A 15,941-nucleotide genomic window follows, 5' to 3' on the forward strand; every position below is an offset into this window, starting at 1 on the left:
AAAGGAATTTACAGTGAATGAATGGCGTAACCCCACTCGGTGGTTATGTGCGGTAGCTATGCCTTTTGCACTGCTCCTGCTTTCCGGATGCGGCAGTAGCGATGCGTTACCTGACCTCGAATCACAGCGACTCGACCTGAGCGTGAAAGCCTCCGATAAGGTGAATCCTGACAATCAGAAGAAGGCCGCGCCCATTGAGATACGTGTTTATGAACTAAAAAATGACGCCGCTTTCACGACAGCTGATTACTGGTCGCTCCATGACAACGACAAATCCGTCCTTACCGACGATTTAGTGCGTCGCGACAGCTTTATTTTGCGTCCCGGCGAAGAGAAAAAACTGCGTCGCCCGCTGAATGCGCAGACCACGGCAATCGGCGTACTGGCCGGATACCGTAACCTGGCCAAATCGGTCTGGCGGGTAACCTATAAAATCCCGGAAGCCCCGGAAAAAGCCTGGTACAGCAGCCTCATACCGGGGAAAGGAAAAGTGCAGTTGGAGGCGGAACTGGAACAAAGCGCCATTGTAATTACGGAACGGGATAAATGAATTATGAGCTGGAATGACCGCGTAGTCTGGAGTGAAGGACAATTTTTACTGCCGCAGATGTTTCAGCAGCAAGAGCGTTATCTGGAACACGTCATGCATTACCGCAGCCTGCCGCTGACCCCCTTTTTCTGGGGATTCAGCCACTACAATATTGATGGCGAAGCGCTGAACATCGGTAAACTGATACTGAAAGAGGCATCAGGGATTTTTCCTGACGGCACGCCGTTTAACGCACCGGACCACACCCCGCTGCCGCCGCCGCTGACCATCCTGCCGGAGCACCTGAACCAGCAGATTTGTCTGGCGGTACCGGTACGCGCGCCGAACAGCGAAGAAACCACGTTTGACAATAACCCGGAATCACTGGCGCGTTTCTCGGTACATGAACACGACATCCGCGACGCCAACTCGCTGGGACGTGGCGCGCAGTTATTACAGCTCAGTCACCTGCGCCTGCGGCTGCTGCCGGAAAAAGCGGTGACGGGCGCCTGGATTGGCCTGCCGCTGACCCGCATCACCGGGCTAAACCCTGACGGGCGGATAGATATCGACCACGACCTGATCCCGCCCATCATTAATTATCAGGCCAGTTCACTGATGTGTACCTGGCTGTCGTGGATCAACGATCTCATCCGAATGCGGGCCGATTCGCTGGCGGAACGGTTGACCGGCAGCGACAACCACGGCCATGAAGCAGCGGAGGTCTCCGATTACCTGCTGCTGCAAATTCTCAATCGCTTTGAGCCGCTGCTGACTCACCTGGCGAAAACCCCGCTGGCCCCGGAAGTGTTGTATCGCTACCTGTCCGAACTGGCCGGGGAACTCTCCACCTATGTGCGTCCACAAACGCGACGGCCCGCTGAATACAAAGAGTACAAACACCTGACGCCCTATGCCGGGTTGAAATCGCTGGTTGATGAGGTGCAGTTCCTGCTGAATGCGGTACTGATCCGGGGCGCGCAGCGCATCGAGCTGAAAGAGGGGACTTACGGCATCCTGAATGCGGTGGTGGCCCCTTCCGATCTTGCCGATTTCAGCACGCTGGTACTGGCGATAAAGGCTTCAATGCCGACCGATGTGCTACTGCAACATTTTGCCGCCCAGACCAAAATCGGGCCATCCGATCGCCTGCCGGAACTGATCCGCTCGCATCTGCCGGGGCTGGCTTTGCAGGTTCTGCCTGTACCACCGCGCCAAATCCCGTTTCAGGCCGGATACATCTATTACGACATCCGCCGCGAGGGAGCATTGTGGGAACACATTGCCCGTTACGGCGGGATGGCCATGCATACCGCCGGGGAATTTCCGGGGCTGGAGACAGAACTGTGGGGAGTGCGCGATAAATGACAGACAGTACCCTGACGCCGCCAGCGGCGGACATGATGTCCTTTTTGTCCACCACGCCGGAGCATAAGGACAGTGAATATGAAACGCCGGTACACACCAGCCAGCGCACGGAACTCAATGTCATCGTTGAAGACGGTCCGGACAGCAAACTTCGGCTGGCTGAAATCAGCGCGGCGGCTAACCCGTTGCTCGCCGCTGCCCGGCCTTTATTGTGCGCTCTCGCAGCCATGCCCGCTAAACTGGATGCGGCCCTGGTAGAGCCTTACCGTAATCTGTTGGTACGCGAGATGCATCTGTACCAGACATTATGCGATCAGGCGAATCTGCGGCGCGAGCACGTACTGGCGGTACGTTACTGCCTGTGTACGGCGCTTGATGAAGCCGCCAATAACACAACCTGGGGACGGCGCGGCGTCTGGGCCGGAAAAAGCCTGCTGGTAACATTTCATGGTGAAAGCGAAGGCGGGATAAAACTTTTCCAGATCATCGGGCGTCTGGCGGCCAGCTTCCAGGAGCATGGCAACGTACTGGAGGTTATCTACCACCTGCTGGGGTTGGGATTTGAAGGCCGCTACAGCGTGCAGCCAGACGGGCGTAAGCAACTGGACAATATTCGTCAGCAATTGCTGACACAGCTTTCACAGCGTCGCGATCCGGTTATGCCCGCGCTCTCGCCTGACTTTCAGGGGGCGATAAGCGGACGACTGCGGCGGATGCGCCGGGTGCCGGTCTGGCTGAGCGCCGGGATTGCTCTGTTGGCGATGCTGACGCTGTTTGGCCTTTACAGCCACCGGATGGATGTGCAGACCGTCACCGTACAACAGCATATTGATGCGATTGGTATAAAACTGCCGCCGCCGCCCGTGCCGGTTCATAAGCTGCGGCTGAAAATCCTGCTGGCAAACGAAATCGCCCGTGGCCTGCTGACCGTGGACGAAGATGACCAGCACAGTAGGGTGGTCTTCCGTGGCGACGCCATGTTTGTACCGGGACAGAAAACGGTGAGTGACGCAATCCGGCCAGTGATTAACAAAGCGGCGCGGGAAATCGCCCGCGTGGGCGGCGCAGTCACTGTAACGGGTCACACTGACAGCCAGCCCATTCATTCGGCTGAATTCCCATCCAACCTGGTGCTGTCGGAAAAACGGGCGGCGGAAGTTGCGGCGTTACTGACCTCCGGCGGCGTACCTGCCGAACGGGTACATATCGTCGGCAAGGGCGATACGGTGCCGGTGGCGGATAACGGCAGTAAAGCCGGGCGGGCGAAAAACCGTCGGGTGGAAATTCTGGTAGTGGAGTGAATGAATGATGAAAAAATCAACCTATGATGTGTCTCATCATTCGGCAGTATGTGGCGTGACGGGGGATTATTATCGGATCTCAGCGACATATCACATAACACGATCTGTTCGTGTTTTTTTGATCATCTTATGTTGCCTGTTATCCGGTGGCGCTTTTGCCGGATCCCCGATTAACGCAGGATTCATTTCCCCCGATAATGTCAACCTCAGTACTCGGGATTTCCTGAAATTTTATGCCACTGACAACGTACAGAAAAAAGACAATGCTCTGATGTATATGCTGGGGGTGGCGGATGCTACAGAAAGTAAAGCCTGGTGTGGATATGGTCAGGTTGACAGTATAACAATAAACCATACTGTGCTGACCTGGTTTGAACAGCACGCAGTGAAAAAGCCTGATGTAAGGGCTTCAATACTAATAGAGGAAGCATTAGTTAAAAATTTTCCCTGTCAGAGGACAGACTCCTCCATAAAAATTGCTTCCCGGTCATCTCCCATTTTATCCCTGACTCCGGATGCGCTTAATCTTTCAGGTAATGACTTTTTTAAATTTTGGGTGTCTGGTAATCAACGGGATAAACTCAGGGCGGGTGTCTATCTGCTCGGCGTGGAGGATGCGACAGAGAACAAACTGTGGTGTGGATACGCTTTATTTAAGACGCTAACATTAAATGAATTAGTCTATGTTTCTCTTAAAAATAAAACCAATGAGGAACTGAATTCTCGCGCGGCTGAACTTATCATAAATAAATTAATAGAGTACCCCTGTAAGATATAAAATCATTCAAGTTGCATCAAGGCGGCAAGGAAATAAATCCCCGGGAGCATACATTGGTTCGTGACTGGGGTAAGAGAGTAAAGCCAGCGCACATGTAGCCTGAAATGTGACAGGTATACCCTGTGATAATGTTATCGCTGCCAGTTCAGATAAAGTCTTGGTGGTAAAGTCTTGGTAGTAAGGGATTGATATGTTTAAGATAATGGTCTGTCTGTTGGTGGGTATTCCTGCCATTTCTTATGCGCACGATTATGGGTGTGCTACGGTTGGAGCATCAATGGAGTCATCATTATTTGATGCCATAAAAAATGACCTGAATATAGATGTCGCTACTATTATAAAGGATAAAACAAAGGTAGAGATTCTTGATATCTCGCCTGTATCTAAGGTCTATGCAGAATCTCTGGCCAGGATGGATTATGAAAAAGATAAGGCCAAAAATAAAGTGGCAATATTAGATAAAAAATCCTATTTCGATAGTTACTATGAAAATCAGGTTAAATCTATCGTGGCAAAATATACCTATATTAACAAAGATAAAGAAAAAGATATTTTCATTGCATCCAGCTTCATGAATGCTGATGAGTGTTCTGTAAGATTTAATGGTTATATTACTTTATCCAGGGAATTTTAAAATATTGATTATTGGGTGGCGAGTCGAAATATAATGCAAAAATTTCTTAGTCTGCTTTTTTCCCGGCGCGCGCTGGCAGTTGTGGGCGTTCTGGTTCTGGCGCTGCTGGTCTGGTTTGTCGGGCCGCTGGTGTCATTTGATACCCTGCGCCCGCTGGCCTCCGTGGGTAGCCGGGTAGTGACCATTGCCCTGTTGCTGATGCTGCTGGTACTGTGGCTGGTCAACTGGTCGATGAGTATCATCGGCATCAGTGTCCTGTGCCTGGCGATTGGCTTCGTCACACCGCTGCTGGCCCTGGGCGATGTCCATCCGTTTGCGCCGCTGTGGGTCCGCCTGACATTAATTGGTTTCATCCTGCTGATGTACGCGCTGTACGGCCTGTACCGGCTGTGGCGTGCGCTGCGTATGGATGAACAACTGCTGCGTCGCTTCCTGCATCCGCGCGGGGAAGAGGTACCGGTGGCAGGCGAGATCAAAGCCGACCTGCGCACCGTCAACCATATTGTCACGCAGGCCATCCGGCAGCTGCGGCAGCTGCGGGTGGATATGCCTGGCTGGCGTAAAATCTTCGAGGGTAAACGCTTTCTGTATGAGCTGCCGTGGTTCATGGTGGTCGGCAGTCCCGGCGATGGCAAAACCACGGCCCTGCTGAACACCGGATTGCAGTTCCCGCTGGCGGAGCAAATGGAGCAGACCTCGCGTATCCTGACAGTGCCGGGTGGCGGCACGCTACACTGCGACTGGTGGTTTACCAACGAAGCGGTGTTGATTGATACCGCCGGACGCTACGCCCGCCACGATGACGGTGGTGAAGCGAGCGCCGCGCAGCGTAACGCCGGAGAGTGGCAGGGCTTTCTCGGTCTGCTGCGTAAACATCGCCCCGGCGCGCCGCTTAACGGCGTGATCCTGACGCTAAACGTGGCGGATTTAACCGCACAGTCACCGGCGGAACGCCTGGCGGCCTGCGCCGCTCTGCGGGCGCGACTGGCAGAACTGCGCGAGACCCTGGGGATTCGCTTTCCGGTCTATCTGGTGGTCACCAAAATGGATTTGTTGCCGGGGTTCAGCGAGTATTTTCGCACGCTGACCAGCCATCTTCGCGCACAAATCTGGGGCTTTACGTTGCCGTACAGCCGCAGGCGAAAAACGGGCGACCCGCAGGCGCTGCATGCCGCCTGCGCGCAGGAGCTGGCGCGCCTGACGCTGCGGCTGGATCAGGGACTGGATACCCGGTTACAGGAAGAGTACGACCTTAAAAGCCGCCAGCGGCTGTATACCTTCCCGCGTGAGTTCGCCGCCCTCGGCGAGCCGTTGCTGGAGGCTATTGAACAGATCTTCCTCGATTCAAAATTCGATGCCACGCAACTGAATAACACGCTGCGCGGGGTGTTTTTCACCAGCGCCGCGCAGGCGCAGGCCGACGCCGTGGCCGACCAGTTGAGTATCTGGCAGCGCTTTGTCCGGGCGATAAAAACCGCCCGTGGCGAATCCTCCGCCTCTCTCCCACACGCTCTGCCGGACGGCAACCGCAGCTACTTTCTGCATGATCTGCTAACACAGTTTATTTTCCGTGAAGCGCACCTGGTGGAGCCAAACCTCCAGTGGGCCTGGCGTTACCGCCTGCTGCGCCTCGGCGGGCACCTGCTGGTACTGGTGCTGGCATTCCTGTTGTGGCAGGGGATGCAGACCAGCCAGCAGACCAACGGCGACTATATGAATGAAATCAGCGCCCGCGCGACCCGGCTGGACGGTGAAGTGAAAGCCTACACCGGTAAACCGGCGATGGCTCCCGTCCCGGCACTGCTGGATAGCGCAAGGGAACTGTCCGCCTGGCCGGAACTGGACCCGGACGCGCCGCCGCTGACCTGGCGCTACGGCCTGTACAGCGTACCGCCGGTAACCGACAGCGTGGCGTCGCTGTACAACCGCCTGCTGGATCAACTGCTGCTGCCGCCGCTGGTGAAACGGATGGAGTATGTGCTGGCGGACGCCATTGCCCGTCAGGACAGTAAAGCGGCCTACGATGCCCTGCGCATCTATCTGCTACTGAATCTGGATAAAGATCACGAAGATAAATACAACGCGGCGGAGATCCAGTCGTGGGTGATTAACGATCTGGGGAACAGCGACAGCGTGGCCGGGTTCGGCGGGCGCGCCGCCGTGCTGACGCATATCGAAGCGCTGTTTGACGGCAGCCGGGTGGTGCATTCACCGTATGAGAAAGATGAGGCGCTGATCCGCCAGGCGCGGGCATTCCTCGACGGTCACACCAGTACCGAGCGTATCTATGCGCGGGCGCTGGCGGCAATGGAGAGCGAAGCGCCGCAGGAGTTCACGCTGGTACGCGCTGTGGGCGCGGATGCGGGAACGGTGTTTGTGCGTAGCAACGGCGCGCCGCTGGATCGGGGCGTGCCGGGTATTTTTACCCGTGAAGGTTACCGGGAGCTGTTCGACAAACGATTACCGGAATTTGTGGCGGCGGCGACGGAGAACGATGGCTGGGTGATGGGCCGGGAGAGTACGCCAAAAAAGCTGACTGACAGCCTGCGCAGCCAGATACCGGGGCAGGAGCAGTCTGTCGCCCGCGAAGTCCGCCGTTTGTACCTGACAGAATATGCCCGCCGCTGGCAGGATTTTCTGGACAGTATCCATAGTATCAACAGTGCCGGGGAAGAGGGCAGTTCCGGCCTGGCCTATGATTTACAGGTGCTGCGCACCCTGGCATCGCCGGACTCACCGCTGATGCGGCTGGGAAAAGCGGTGGTGGAGCAGACCACGCTGGTGCCGCCGCCGGACCCGCAGGCCAGACAGAAACAGCTGGCGCAGCGCGCGTCCGGTAACGCGGGGAAAGTGGTACAGACGGCAAAACTGTTCCAGGATATTCACCCGGAAGAACGGCTGGAAAAAACGCTGGTGGATGACCGTTTCGCCGCGCTGCGCGAGGTCATTGCCGGGCGGACGGACGGCGGACAGAGCGGCGGTGGGACGATGCAGATCGCTTCGCTGCTGACCATGCTCAACGAGTATTACACCCAACTGACCATTGCTGATAGCGCGCTGGCGGCGGGGACGTTGCCAGCGCGCATTACTGCCGCAGACAAGTTGCAACTGGAGGCGGCGAAACTGCCTGCGCCGCTGAAAAACATCCTGCTGGATCTGACGAAGCAGGGAACGCGCAAAATCAACGCCGGGACCGGCGACGTGCTGAACACCCAGATGGAGGCGATGATGGGCGACGACTGCCGTGACGCCATCGACGGGCGCTATCCGTTCGCCGACAGTCCGCAGGAGGTCAGCGCCGAGGACTTTAACCGCATCTTCGCCAGCGGCGGCGTACTGGATGCTTTCTGGAGCAAACAACTGGCTCCGCTGGCGGACACCGCCAGCGACCCGTGGCGCTACAAACCAACCGAAGGCAACATGACATTGCAGGGGCCGGATCTGACGCCGTTTCAGCAGGCGAAGCAGATCCGCAGCGTGTTTTTTAACAGCGAGGGCGGGAAAAAATTTTCCTGGTCGATGCAGATTAGCGTGGTGGATATGGACCCGGCCATCACGGAACTGGTGATTGATATCGACGGCCAGGTGCTGCGCTACGCCCATGGTCCGGACCGGCCCCTGAAAGTGACGTGGCCGGGACCGCGCAACGGCTCGATGGCGGAAATCACCGCCAGCCCGCGTATTCGCCAGGACACCTCAACGCTACTGACCGGCGGGCCGTGGGCGCTGTTTCATCTGCTGGACGCCGGAATGGTACAGGAAACGGCGGTGCGGGGGCGTCAACTGGTGGAATATGATTTTGACGGTCGCCGGGTGGTGCTGGAAATCACCGCCGGGCGGGATTTTAACCCGGTCAGCCGGGAGCTATTGCAGAACTTCAGTTGTCCGGCGAGGGCGTTGTAATGCGCCGGCCAGCGGTGGTATCAGCCCCGGCGATGTTCGGCAGGCTGCCGGACCAGCGCGACTATGTGCGCTGGCGGGTGGGCGCTGAAGAGGGACGAATATGGCAGGACTGGCTGAACCGCCAGACATGGGTGGGCAGCGGGCGGCATATCGTGTTGCCGGAAGGCCAGACGACCGATGAAGAGCGTGACGGCTGGATGCACCTGTCGCCGCGTGGCGAACATGATATGCCCGCGCCGGAACACCATCCGCTGCCGTGGAGCTTTGTGATGTCGCCGGGATTTTTGCCGATGGGTGGGACGACTGACTGGCTGACCGGAGTGCTGATGGCGTCACGGGATAGCGTGGGACGCCCGTGGCCGCTGGTGATTTACCAGCGCTGCGGTCGGGAGTGGCTGGACGAGAGTTTGCAGGAGACGCAGGGCTGGCTGTACTGGCTGGCGAGGCTGGCGGCGCAGCATATCACGCCGGACACGATGCGGCGCGGGCGGCTGACGGAGCAGGTGGACCAGCTATGGGCGATGTGGCAGCCGGGGCCGTGGTGGGCGCAGTGGCTGCGCGGGTTACGACGAACATCGCAGCGCAGCCGGGAACTGACCGGGCTGCCGGATGAAGCACCGGTAGTAGAACTGCCGGGCGTGCGTTATCTGCCGTGGCCGGGCTGGCCGGGTAAGACGCTGGGGCAGGCAACACCGGGGCAAGGCTGGTTCTGGCAGCAGAACAGTGAAGGGCGGTATGTGGATGCGCTGCGACTGGCGGAGAAATAATGAACATGGTGGGTTTAAAAACACCTGCTAAGGAATGAAGAAATGGGTAATTATGATAAAGCGTGTAATAACACAGAGGCGGTAAGGTTTATTCAAAAATATAAGAATGATTGTGAGATAATCGCTAATCAACTTGAAGTGCCAGTGGAATTTATACTGGCGGTTGCAGCAAAGGAAAGTCGTTATGGGCAGGGAAGGATTGCAACTGAATATAATAATTTTTTTTCAATGCATGGTCCGGCACCATTGCAGTTGAGTAAAGTTCATCCTCAGGGAAGTCACGACGTGTGGGTTGCCACCTATACGTCTTTTTTAAATTGCGCGAAATCATTCGCCATCAGGTTTGGTAGTGCAGTCAGAAAGATAAAGGACCCTAAACAATTTGCACAAGCATTGATTGAGTCACGATTTAATTCAGGTAAAAGTAGTAATGGAGGGCATACCGGATACGCCAGTGAACTGGTGGCTATGATTGGTATGGTTAAGCGGAGAATGGCATGTTCAGTAAAATAGTGTCATTGCTTTTGTTTACTATTTTATCCGTGAGCAGTTATGCCCAGGTTCTTGTATCAAATATCCCGGTGTTTGATTTGACTAAATTAAATCAGGAAGGGCTTACCGAGACACAGGCTCAGGCATTATTGGTTTTATCATTAAAAAATAAAAAATATAATATTACATTGCCTGGCGTTTTTATGGACGAGGCCTTAAAAAATGATCAGGGTAAACCATTTCATTCTGGATATTATAGCTTTGGTGTGGGCTATGACTCTCCTTCTGCCGGTGCTACGGATATCTGGGGATTATTCTCCGTCAGTCCGAAAACAGGAGATATCTGGGAAGAATATTCATGTGAGAGAATATCATTTCCGGCGCTACAAAAAATACAACAAGAAATAATGAAAAAAACTGGCGCGACATTTGCCAGTGAAGTGGTACAGCGCCGGGGGCTGGGCTGTACAGATGAATAGCGGGGTAGTTGGAGCTATCGGGCATACGTTACTTGTCAGGGCAAGGCTGGCGGAGAAATAATGAGCATGGTGGTTTTAAAAACACCTGCTAAGGAATGAAGAAATGGGTAATTATGATAAAGCGTGTAATAACGTGGGCGCGGTAAGATTTGTCCAGGAGCACATGAAGGTTTGTGAGATAATTGCAAAAGAGCTTGATGTACCGGTAGAGAATATACTGGGTCTTGCTGCTGCCGAAAGTCAATATGGTACAGGTCGTATTGCCAGGGAATATAATAATTACTTTTCTCTCCAGGCTCCTGCATCATTTCAGTCAGGTCGGGTTCATCCAAAGGATAGTAACAAAACTTGGGTGGCTATTTTTTCTTCGTTTTCAGTTTGTGCACGATCTTTTGCTGTCAAGTATGGTGACGCTGTTCGGGGGAAAAAAGATGCTCTGGCCTTCTCTGAAGCTCTGGTAGCTGCTGGGTTTAATTCAGGATCTCATATTACTGGTGGTACGGATAATTACGCCAGGATAACTGCTGGAATAATTATTATGGTCGGACGGAGAATAGCATGCCCCGTAAAATAATGCTTGTTTTTTTTCTCTTTATATCTGAGTTCTGTAATGCCCAAGTGGTTGTATCTGAATTTAATTTGTCAGATATAAATCGCGGTGGAATGACGAAAGCACAGGCAGAAAAACTACTCATTATTGCACTTAAATATCAAAAATATGATTTATCGCTGGATGGCGTTTTTGTTGACGGTGATTTGCAGGATAAACACGGAAATCCTCCCCATCCGGGATATTATGATTTTAGCCTTGGCTATGATACATCGACTGTCGGAGCAATAGATTATTGGGGGCTGTTTTCAGTAAGTTCTCAAACTGGTGATATATGGGAAATAAATAAATGTGAGAGAATTATATTTCCGCAGTTGCAAAAAATACAACAAGAAATAATGAAAAAAACTGGCGCGACATTTGCCAGTGAAGTGGTACAGCGCCGGGGGCTGGGCTGTACAGATGAATAGCGGGATAGTTGGATCTACCGGGCATACGTTACCTGCCAGGGCAAGGCTGGTTCTGGCAGCAGAACAGTGAAGGGCGGTATATGGATGCGCTGCGGCTCATCACGGAAGTTGATAATTCAGGTGATGTCCGAAGATAAAAGGTATGGCATCAATGCGATATGCTTCGGGGATCCCTAAGGAAATCGAATGAGTAAGTTACAGTTTGACCCTCATAGCCCATTGGCTGAATATTTTTCCAGAACAAAGATAGACGGGGAGTTTATCAAAAACGATTATGGTGATAGAGGTGAATTTGTCATAAATAGTGAAACGGGAGCTATTTCATTATTGTTAAAATGTAAATATACATGGGTTAAAAATAGCGATGTGAAGGACGACTGGACGTTTATAGAAAAATCATTGTTTATCATTAATGTTTATACGACAGTTTGTTCCGAATGGAATGGTAAAATATTTTTTTCTGTTTCAGGAAGTTCAGATTTCGCCAGGAAGTTTCAGGGGAAGCCTCTGCCATTTGATATACAGATGATCCCTGTCAATCATGGCGAGCACTGGGATGTGACTGCATTGAAAGTGAGACCAGGGGATGATGTAAGGACTTATGTTATCTGGGGTTCTCGTATCCTCCATATTGACTCCGAAGATGTGGTCGCAGTGCGGAAATGTCTTGATCCAGCCCAGACAGTTTGCTCTAACCAGATAAACGTACCTCATGAAATTGGACATATGATTGGTTATCATGACGATGAGTATGCTCTGGATAAATCAGGTAAAGCAACAACGGCATATAGATCGGATGCTGCCGCATTAATGAATATTGGAATGGAGCTTCGAAGTCGTTACCTGGAACATGTTAACACATTTCTGAATGTAATAATTCCTGATACTTACTTTACAGTTTTGAGTGTAGGTAAATGATACAAACATGTATTCTGCTCATTCATTTTCTGATGCATGGCGTAATGTTTAATCCCCACCCTCAACCCTCTGTCACTGCGATAAATGGTATGAAATATGATCTGGTAAATGTAACAAAAAAAGATGAACAGGTAACTCAATATTATGAAAAAAATAATATACAAAACGGAGGGGTTGATGCTTCTTTTGTTGAAAAATATGGCAGGCCTGAACATGAATTTGTCAGACCTCGCTATATGTTTGTTGGGGAGTATTATATTGGGCTGGAAAAAACCTATAGGTCAACGGATCCCAGATATAGCAATGTACCGATTAAAGAAATGTTCTGGCATCTCCATGATGATTTGAACTTGACATGTTGGTTTCATTATAAGGACGAGCAGTGGCGAGTGTTCTCCTATATTTTTTGGCCACCCGGCGCTGTATTCTAGTTTACTGTAAAAATGGGGGGCTCTCATTTTTAAATATATCTGTTTCAGCGGGGGGTATTTCTCGGTTGCCGGATGCTGCGCTTAAATTTAGCATTAAAGGAACAATAAATCCGGTATGGGGGGTGACGACAATCACGCCGCCGATAACCGGTAAAAATATTGGAACTACAGCAGGTTCTGTTGCCGGTAGTGCTCAGTAATTTACTTATACCGTACAGCTAAAAACTCCCGGACAATCTGAATCTCGACCGTATCTCCTCCGCCGCGAACTTGCCACTCAAATCTATGGTGAGTAAAGACCTATGTGTCAGCATTGAACTGGACGGGGCGGCATAAGGAAGGACGAAAACAGGATAAATAATTTGCCGTGGTCGACCCGGCCAGGTAAGACGCTGGCGCGCGTTACTGTGGCCAGGATGCTACTGGCAGCAGAACAACAAGGGACGGTATGTGATGCGCTGCGTCTGGGGATAAAAAATATGACGCTAAATGTGTAGAGTGGAAACAAATATAGCAATATACGAAGGTGAATATGGACAATCTTCGTGATGAGGCTATTCGGTGGGCATATGATACTTATGACGACATCATGCTGGATATGCCACTTTTTTTTCGGGTTTGAAGTGATGAGGTGCAATTTTGTTATTTTTTATGGTGTGGAGTATGGCATCGATATGTATTGCGTACACTTCTTAATTACCTCTAAATTTTGAATATTACGACAACGGGAATGAGGTGAAAAAAGACGGCAGTGAAAACATTCTTGTGGGTGAATATGGTCATCCTGAGCATTGATTTATAAAACCCCGACATAAATTTGTTGGTATTTACTACAGGGGAATAGAGCAGATTTATCCTTCAAAACATCCTGAATATAAAAATATTCCCATTAAAGAAATGTTCTGGCACCTGAAAGATGATCTAAAACTGACATGCTGACTTCATTACAAAGACGGAGAGTGATAGTTATATCTTATGTTTTCTGGCCACCTGGTTCTGTATTTTAATCCGATATTTAAGGAGTAAATATCATGAGTTTTGTATCTACGGGTAATAAATCAGCTGGAAATGGTGGACCCGTCATCACCACGCCGCCAATAACTGGCGAAAGTGGCGATATGAGCACAGGTTCAGTCGCAACCGGTGTTGCTGACGCAGCCGAACAGATGGCAGAACAGGCAGCGGCGGAGCTGTTTGGTGCGCTGCCGGAGCCGTCAGGGCTGGTGAAAGCGGCAGTAACCGCAGCGCAGGCCGCCGCAGCGGCGGCAGGGATATCGGATATAGTTAGTGCTGCCCAGGATGCGGCGGCGTCGCTTGCTGCCGGTGGGCCGGGAGCGCACAACGTCACGGTAAGCGGTAGCGCTGTGCCGCCGCAGATGCTGCTTTTTGCTGGTATAAATGGTTCGGAGAAACTTGGCAGCCTGTTTACCTACATTGTACAGCTAAAAACGCCCGACACCCTGAATCTGGGCTATGTCTCCCCGGCGGCCAACCTGCCGCTCAAACCGATGGTGGGCAAAGATCTGTGCGTCAACATCGAACTGGATGGTGGCGGTAAACGACATATCAGCGGGCTGGTCACGGCGGCGCGGGTGGTGGGCCATGAAGGGCGTTCGGTTACCTATGAGCTGCGTATGGAGCCGTGGGTAAAACTGCTGACCCATACCAGCGACTACAAAGCATTCCAGAATAAAACCGTGGTGGATATTCTGGATGAGGTGCTGGCGGAATACCCCTACCCGGTGGAAAAGCGGCTGGTGGAAAGCTACCCGGTACGCACCTGGCAGGTGCAGTACGGTGAAACTGATTTTGATTTTCTTCAGCGACTGATGCAGGAGTGGGGCATCTACTGGTGGTTTGAGCACAGCGAGGACAGCCACACGCTGGTGCTGGCGGATGCCATCAGCGCCCACAAAGCATGTCCGGACTCGCCGCTGGTCGAGTGGCACCAGGAAGGGCTGAAGCTGGATAAGGAGTTTATCCACACCATTACAGCCAGTGAGCGACTGCGCACCGGACAGTGGGTGCTGGACGATTTTGACTTTAAAAAACCACGCTCGCGGCTGGCAAACACAGTGGCAAACCCGCGTGAAACCGGTCATGCCACCTACGAGCATTATGAGTGGCCGGGAGACTACTTCGACAAGAGTGAAGGCGAGATGCTGACGCGCATTCGTATGGAAGCGCAGCGCAGCCCCGGCAGTCGGGTGCTGGGGGGAGGGAATATCCGCACACTCATGACTGGTTATACCTTCACGCTGGAAAACTATCCCACTGCCGAAGTCAATCAGGAATACCTGCTGATGCAGACCTTGCTGTTTGTGCAGGACAACGCGCAGCACAGTGGGCAGGACCAGCACTTTACCTTTTCCACCCGTTTTGAACTGCACCCGACCCGTGAGGTGTTCCGCCCGCAGCGGACGGTGAGCAAACCCCACACCAAAGGGCCGCAGAGCGCCATCGTCACCGGCCCGTCGGGCCAGGAAATCTGGACGGATCAGTACGGGCGGGTAAAGGTACAGTTTGGCTGGGATCGCTACGGCAAAATGGATGAAAACAGCTCCTGCTGGATACGCGTCAGCTACCCGTGGGCGGGCAAAGGCTTCGGGATGATCCAGATCCCGCGTATCGGCCAGGAAGTGCTGGTGGATTTCAAAAACGGCGATCCGGATCTGCCGATCATCGTGGGGCGTACCTACAACCAGGACACCATGCCGCCGTGGGGACTGCCGGGCGCGGCAACACAGAGCGGGATATACAGCCACACTATCGGCGGCGGACCGACCAATGCCAACGCCCTGCGTTTTGAAGATAAACCCGGTAGTGAAGAGGTCTGGCTACATGCTGAAAAAGATCAGCGTATTGAAGTTAATAATAATGAAAGTCACTGGGTGGGGAATAATCGGGTTAAGGTCATTGATCAGTCAGAAATAGCCACTATTGGCGCTGTCCGCGATCATAAAGTTCAGTATGACGATACCTCTCTGGCCGGAGGAAATAAAACCATTCAGACGGTAAAAGAATTATATCTGGCAGCGGGTGATTCTATTACCCTGAGTTGTGGTGACACCGTTCTGTACATGAGCAGTAAGGGGGAATTTTACGTAACCTGTAAAACGTTCAATATTACTGCAACAGATGCCGATGGTCAGATTAATACTATAAAAGGGCAGCTGGATTTAAATATGGATAAAAGAGAACCCAAAGTGGGAACATTTGGTGAGTCAGAAAAAACAGCAATGGCAGCAGTAATTAAGGAAACTTTCCCACCCAAAGAATAGTTTTTATTTTAGTGCCGGACTTATCAACACTTTCAGACCA

Annotated in this window: 15 protein-coding genes and 2 pseudogenes; all 17 read left to right on the plus strand. The window is 52.4% G+C overall.

The genetic code is table 11. The annotated features are described in order from the left end of the window. The first annotated feature begins 13 nt into the window (after window positions 1–13). Window positions 14–550 carry a type VI secretion system lipoprotein TssJ gene (gene tssJ, locus EOS97_RS15040; protein ID WP_001007107.1) on the plus strand — a complete coding sequence of 179 codons (537 nt, stop codon included), beginning with the start codon at window positions 14–16 and terminating at the stop codon, window positions 548–550. Between the two features lie 3 nt (window positions 551–553). Beyond that, window positions 554–1,897 (plus strand): type VI secretion system baseplate subunit TssK, encoded by a 1,344-nt coding sequence (gene tssK, locus EOS97_RS15045; protein WP_000118732.1) that lies wholly within the window; start codon window positions 554–556, stop codon window positions 1,895–1,897. Further along, entirely contained in the window at window positions 1,894–3,198 is a 1,305-nt protein-coding gene (gene tssL, locus EOS97_RS15050) for a type VI secretion system protein TssL, long form (RefSeq protein ID WP_000132481.1), read from the plus strand. The genes tssK and tssL overlap by 4 nt, the downstream gene beginning before the upstream one ends. A 4-nt stretch (window positions 3,199–3,202) precedes the next feature. Next, window positions 3,203–3,976, plus strand: coding sequence for a Rap1a/Tai family immunity protein (locus EOS97_RS15055; protein WP_023165879.1), 774 nt, complete (start codon window positions 3,203–3,205; stop codon window positions 3,974–3,976). A 202-nt stretch (window positions 3,977–4,178) separates the two neighbouring features. Further along, the gene (locus EOS97_RS15060) at window positions 4,179–4,610 is read left to right on the plus strand and encodes a putative Shiga-like toxin A subunit (RefSeq protein WP_023166851.1); all 432 of its coding nucleotides are present in this window, start codon (window positions 4,179–4,181) and stop codon (window positions 4,608–4,610) included. Window positions 4,611–4,643: 33 nt separating this feature from the next. Beyond that, a complete protein-coding gene (gene tssM / locus EOS97_RS15065; RefSeq protein ID WP_001168963.1) occupies window positions 4,644–8,513 on the plus strand; it encodes a type VI secretion system membrane subunit TssM in 3,870 nt (1,289 codons plus the stop codon). Further along, the gene (locus tag EOS97_RS15070) at window positions 8,513–9,280 is read left to right on the plus strand and encodes a TagF domain-containing protein (protein WP_001254127.1); all 768 of its coding nucleotides are present in this window, start codon (window positions 8,513–8,515) and stop codon (window positions 9,278–9,280) included. Before tssM ends, EOS97_RS15070 begins: the two co-directional genes overlap by 1 nt. A gap of 42 nt (window positions 9,281–9,322) precedes the next feature. Next, window positions 9,323–9,793 carry a glucosaminidase domain-containing protein gene (locus tag EOS97_RS15075; protein ID WP_000528839.1) on the plus strand — a complete coding sequence of 157 codons (471 nt, stop codon included), beginning with the start codon at window positions 9,323–9,325 and terminating at the stop codon, window positions 9,791–9,793. Beyond that, the gene (locus tag EOS97_RS15080) at window positions 9,778–10,251 is read left to right on the plus strand and encodes a hypothetical protein (protein WP_000491748.1); all 474 of its coding nucleotides are present in this window, start codon (window positions 9,778–9,780) and stop codon (window positions 10,249–10,251) included. The genes EOS97_RS15075 and EOS97_RS15080 overlap by 16 nt, the downstream gene beginning before the upstream one ends. A gap of 103 nt (window positions 10,252–10,354) precedes the next feature. Then, window positions 10,355–10,825, plus strand: a complete 471-nt coding sequence (locus tag EOS97_RS15085) for a glucosaminidase domain-containing protein (protein WP_000528843.1) — start codon at window positions 10,355–10,357, stop codon at window positions 10,823–10,825. Further along, window positions 10,810–11,271, plus strand: coding sequence for a hypothetical protein (locus tag EOS97_RS15090; RefSeq protein ID WP_023165880.1), 462 nt, complete (start codon window positions 10,810–10,812; stop codon window positions 11,269–11,271). The genes EOS97_RS15085 and EOS97_RS15090 overlap by 16 nt, the downstream gene beginning before the upstream one ends. Window positions 11,272–11,306: 35 nt before the next feature. After that, a pseudogene (locus tag EOS97_RS26940) lies at window positions 11,307–11,408 on the plus strand (cytoplasmic protein); the annotation flags it as partial. Between the two features lie 49 nt (window positions 11,409–11,457). Beyond that, window positions 11,458–12,189 carry a hypothetical protein gene (locus EOS97_RS15095; RefSeq protein ID WP_000040883.1) on the plus strand — a complete coding sequence of 244 codons (732 nt, stop codon included), beginning with the start codon at window positions 11,458–11,460 and terminating at the stop codon, window positions 12,187–12,189. Further along, window positions 12,186–12,620: a hypothetical protein gene (locus EOS97_RS15100; protein WP_001804669.1), complete on the plus strand. Its 435-nt coding sequence runs from the start codon at window positions 12,186–12,188 to the stop codon at window positions 12,618–12,620. The genes EOS97_RS15095 and EOS97_RS15100 overlap by 4 nt, the downstream gene beginning before the upstream one ends. A gap of 115 nt (window positions 12,621–12,735) precedes the next feature. Continuing rightward, a pseudogene (locus tag EOS97_RS27505) lies at window positions 12,736–12,947 on the plus strand (hypothetical protein); the annotation flags it as partial. Between the two features lie 35 nt (window positions 12,948–12,982). Beyond that, the gene (locus EOS97_RS27385; protein ID WP_001518591.1) at window positions 12,983–13,117 is read left to right on the plus strand and encodes a hypothetical protein; all 135 of its coding nucleotides are present in this window, start codon (window positions 12,983–12,985) and stop codon (window positions 13,115–13,117) included. Between the two features lie 534 nt (window positions 13,118–13,651). After that, on the plus strand, window positions 13,652–15,901 hold the full coding sequence (locus tag EOS97_RS15110) for a type VI secretion system Vgr family protein (protein ID WP_000011504.1): 2,250 nt from the start codon (window positions 13,652–13,654) through the stop codon (window positions 15,899–15,901). The last annotated feature ends 40 nt before the right edge of the window (window positions 15,902–15,941 follow it).

Origin of the sequence: Salmonella sp. SSDFZ54 (assembly GCF_004010735.1) — a bacterium.
Classification (GTDB): domain Bacteria; phylum Pseudomonadota; class Gammaproteobacteria; order Enterobacterales; family Enterobacteriaceae; genus Salmonella; species Salmonella enterica.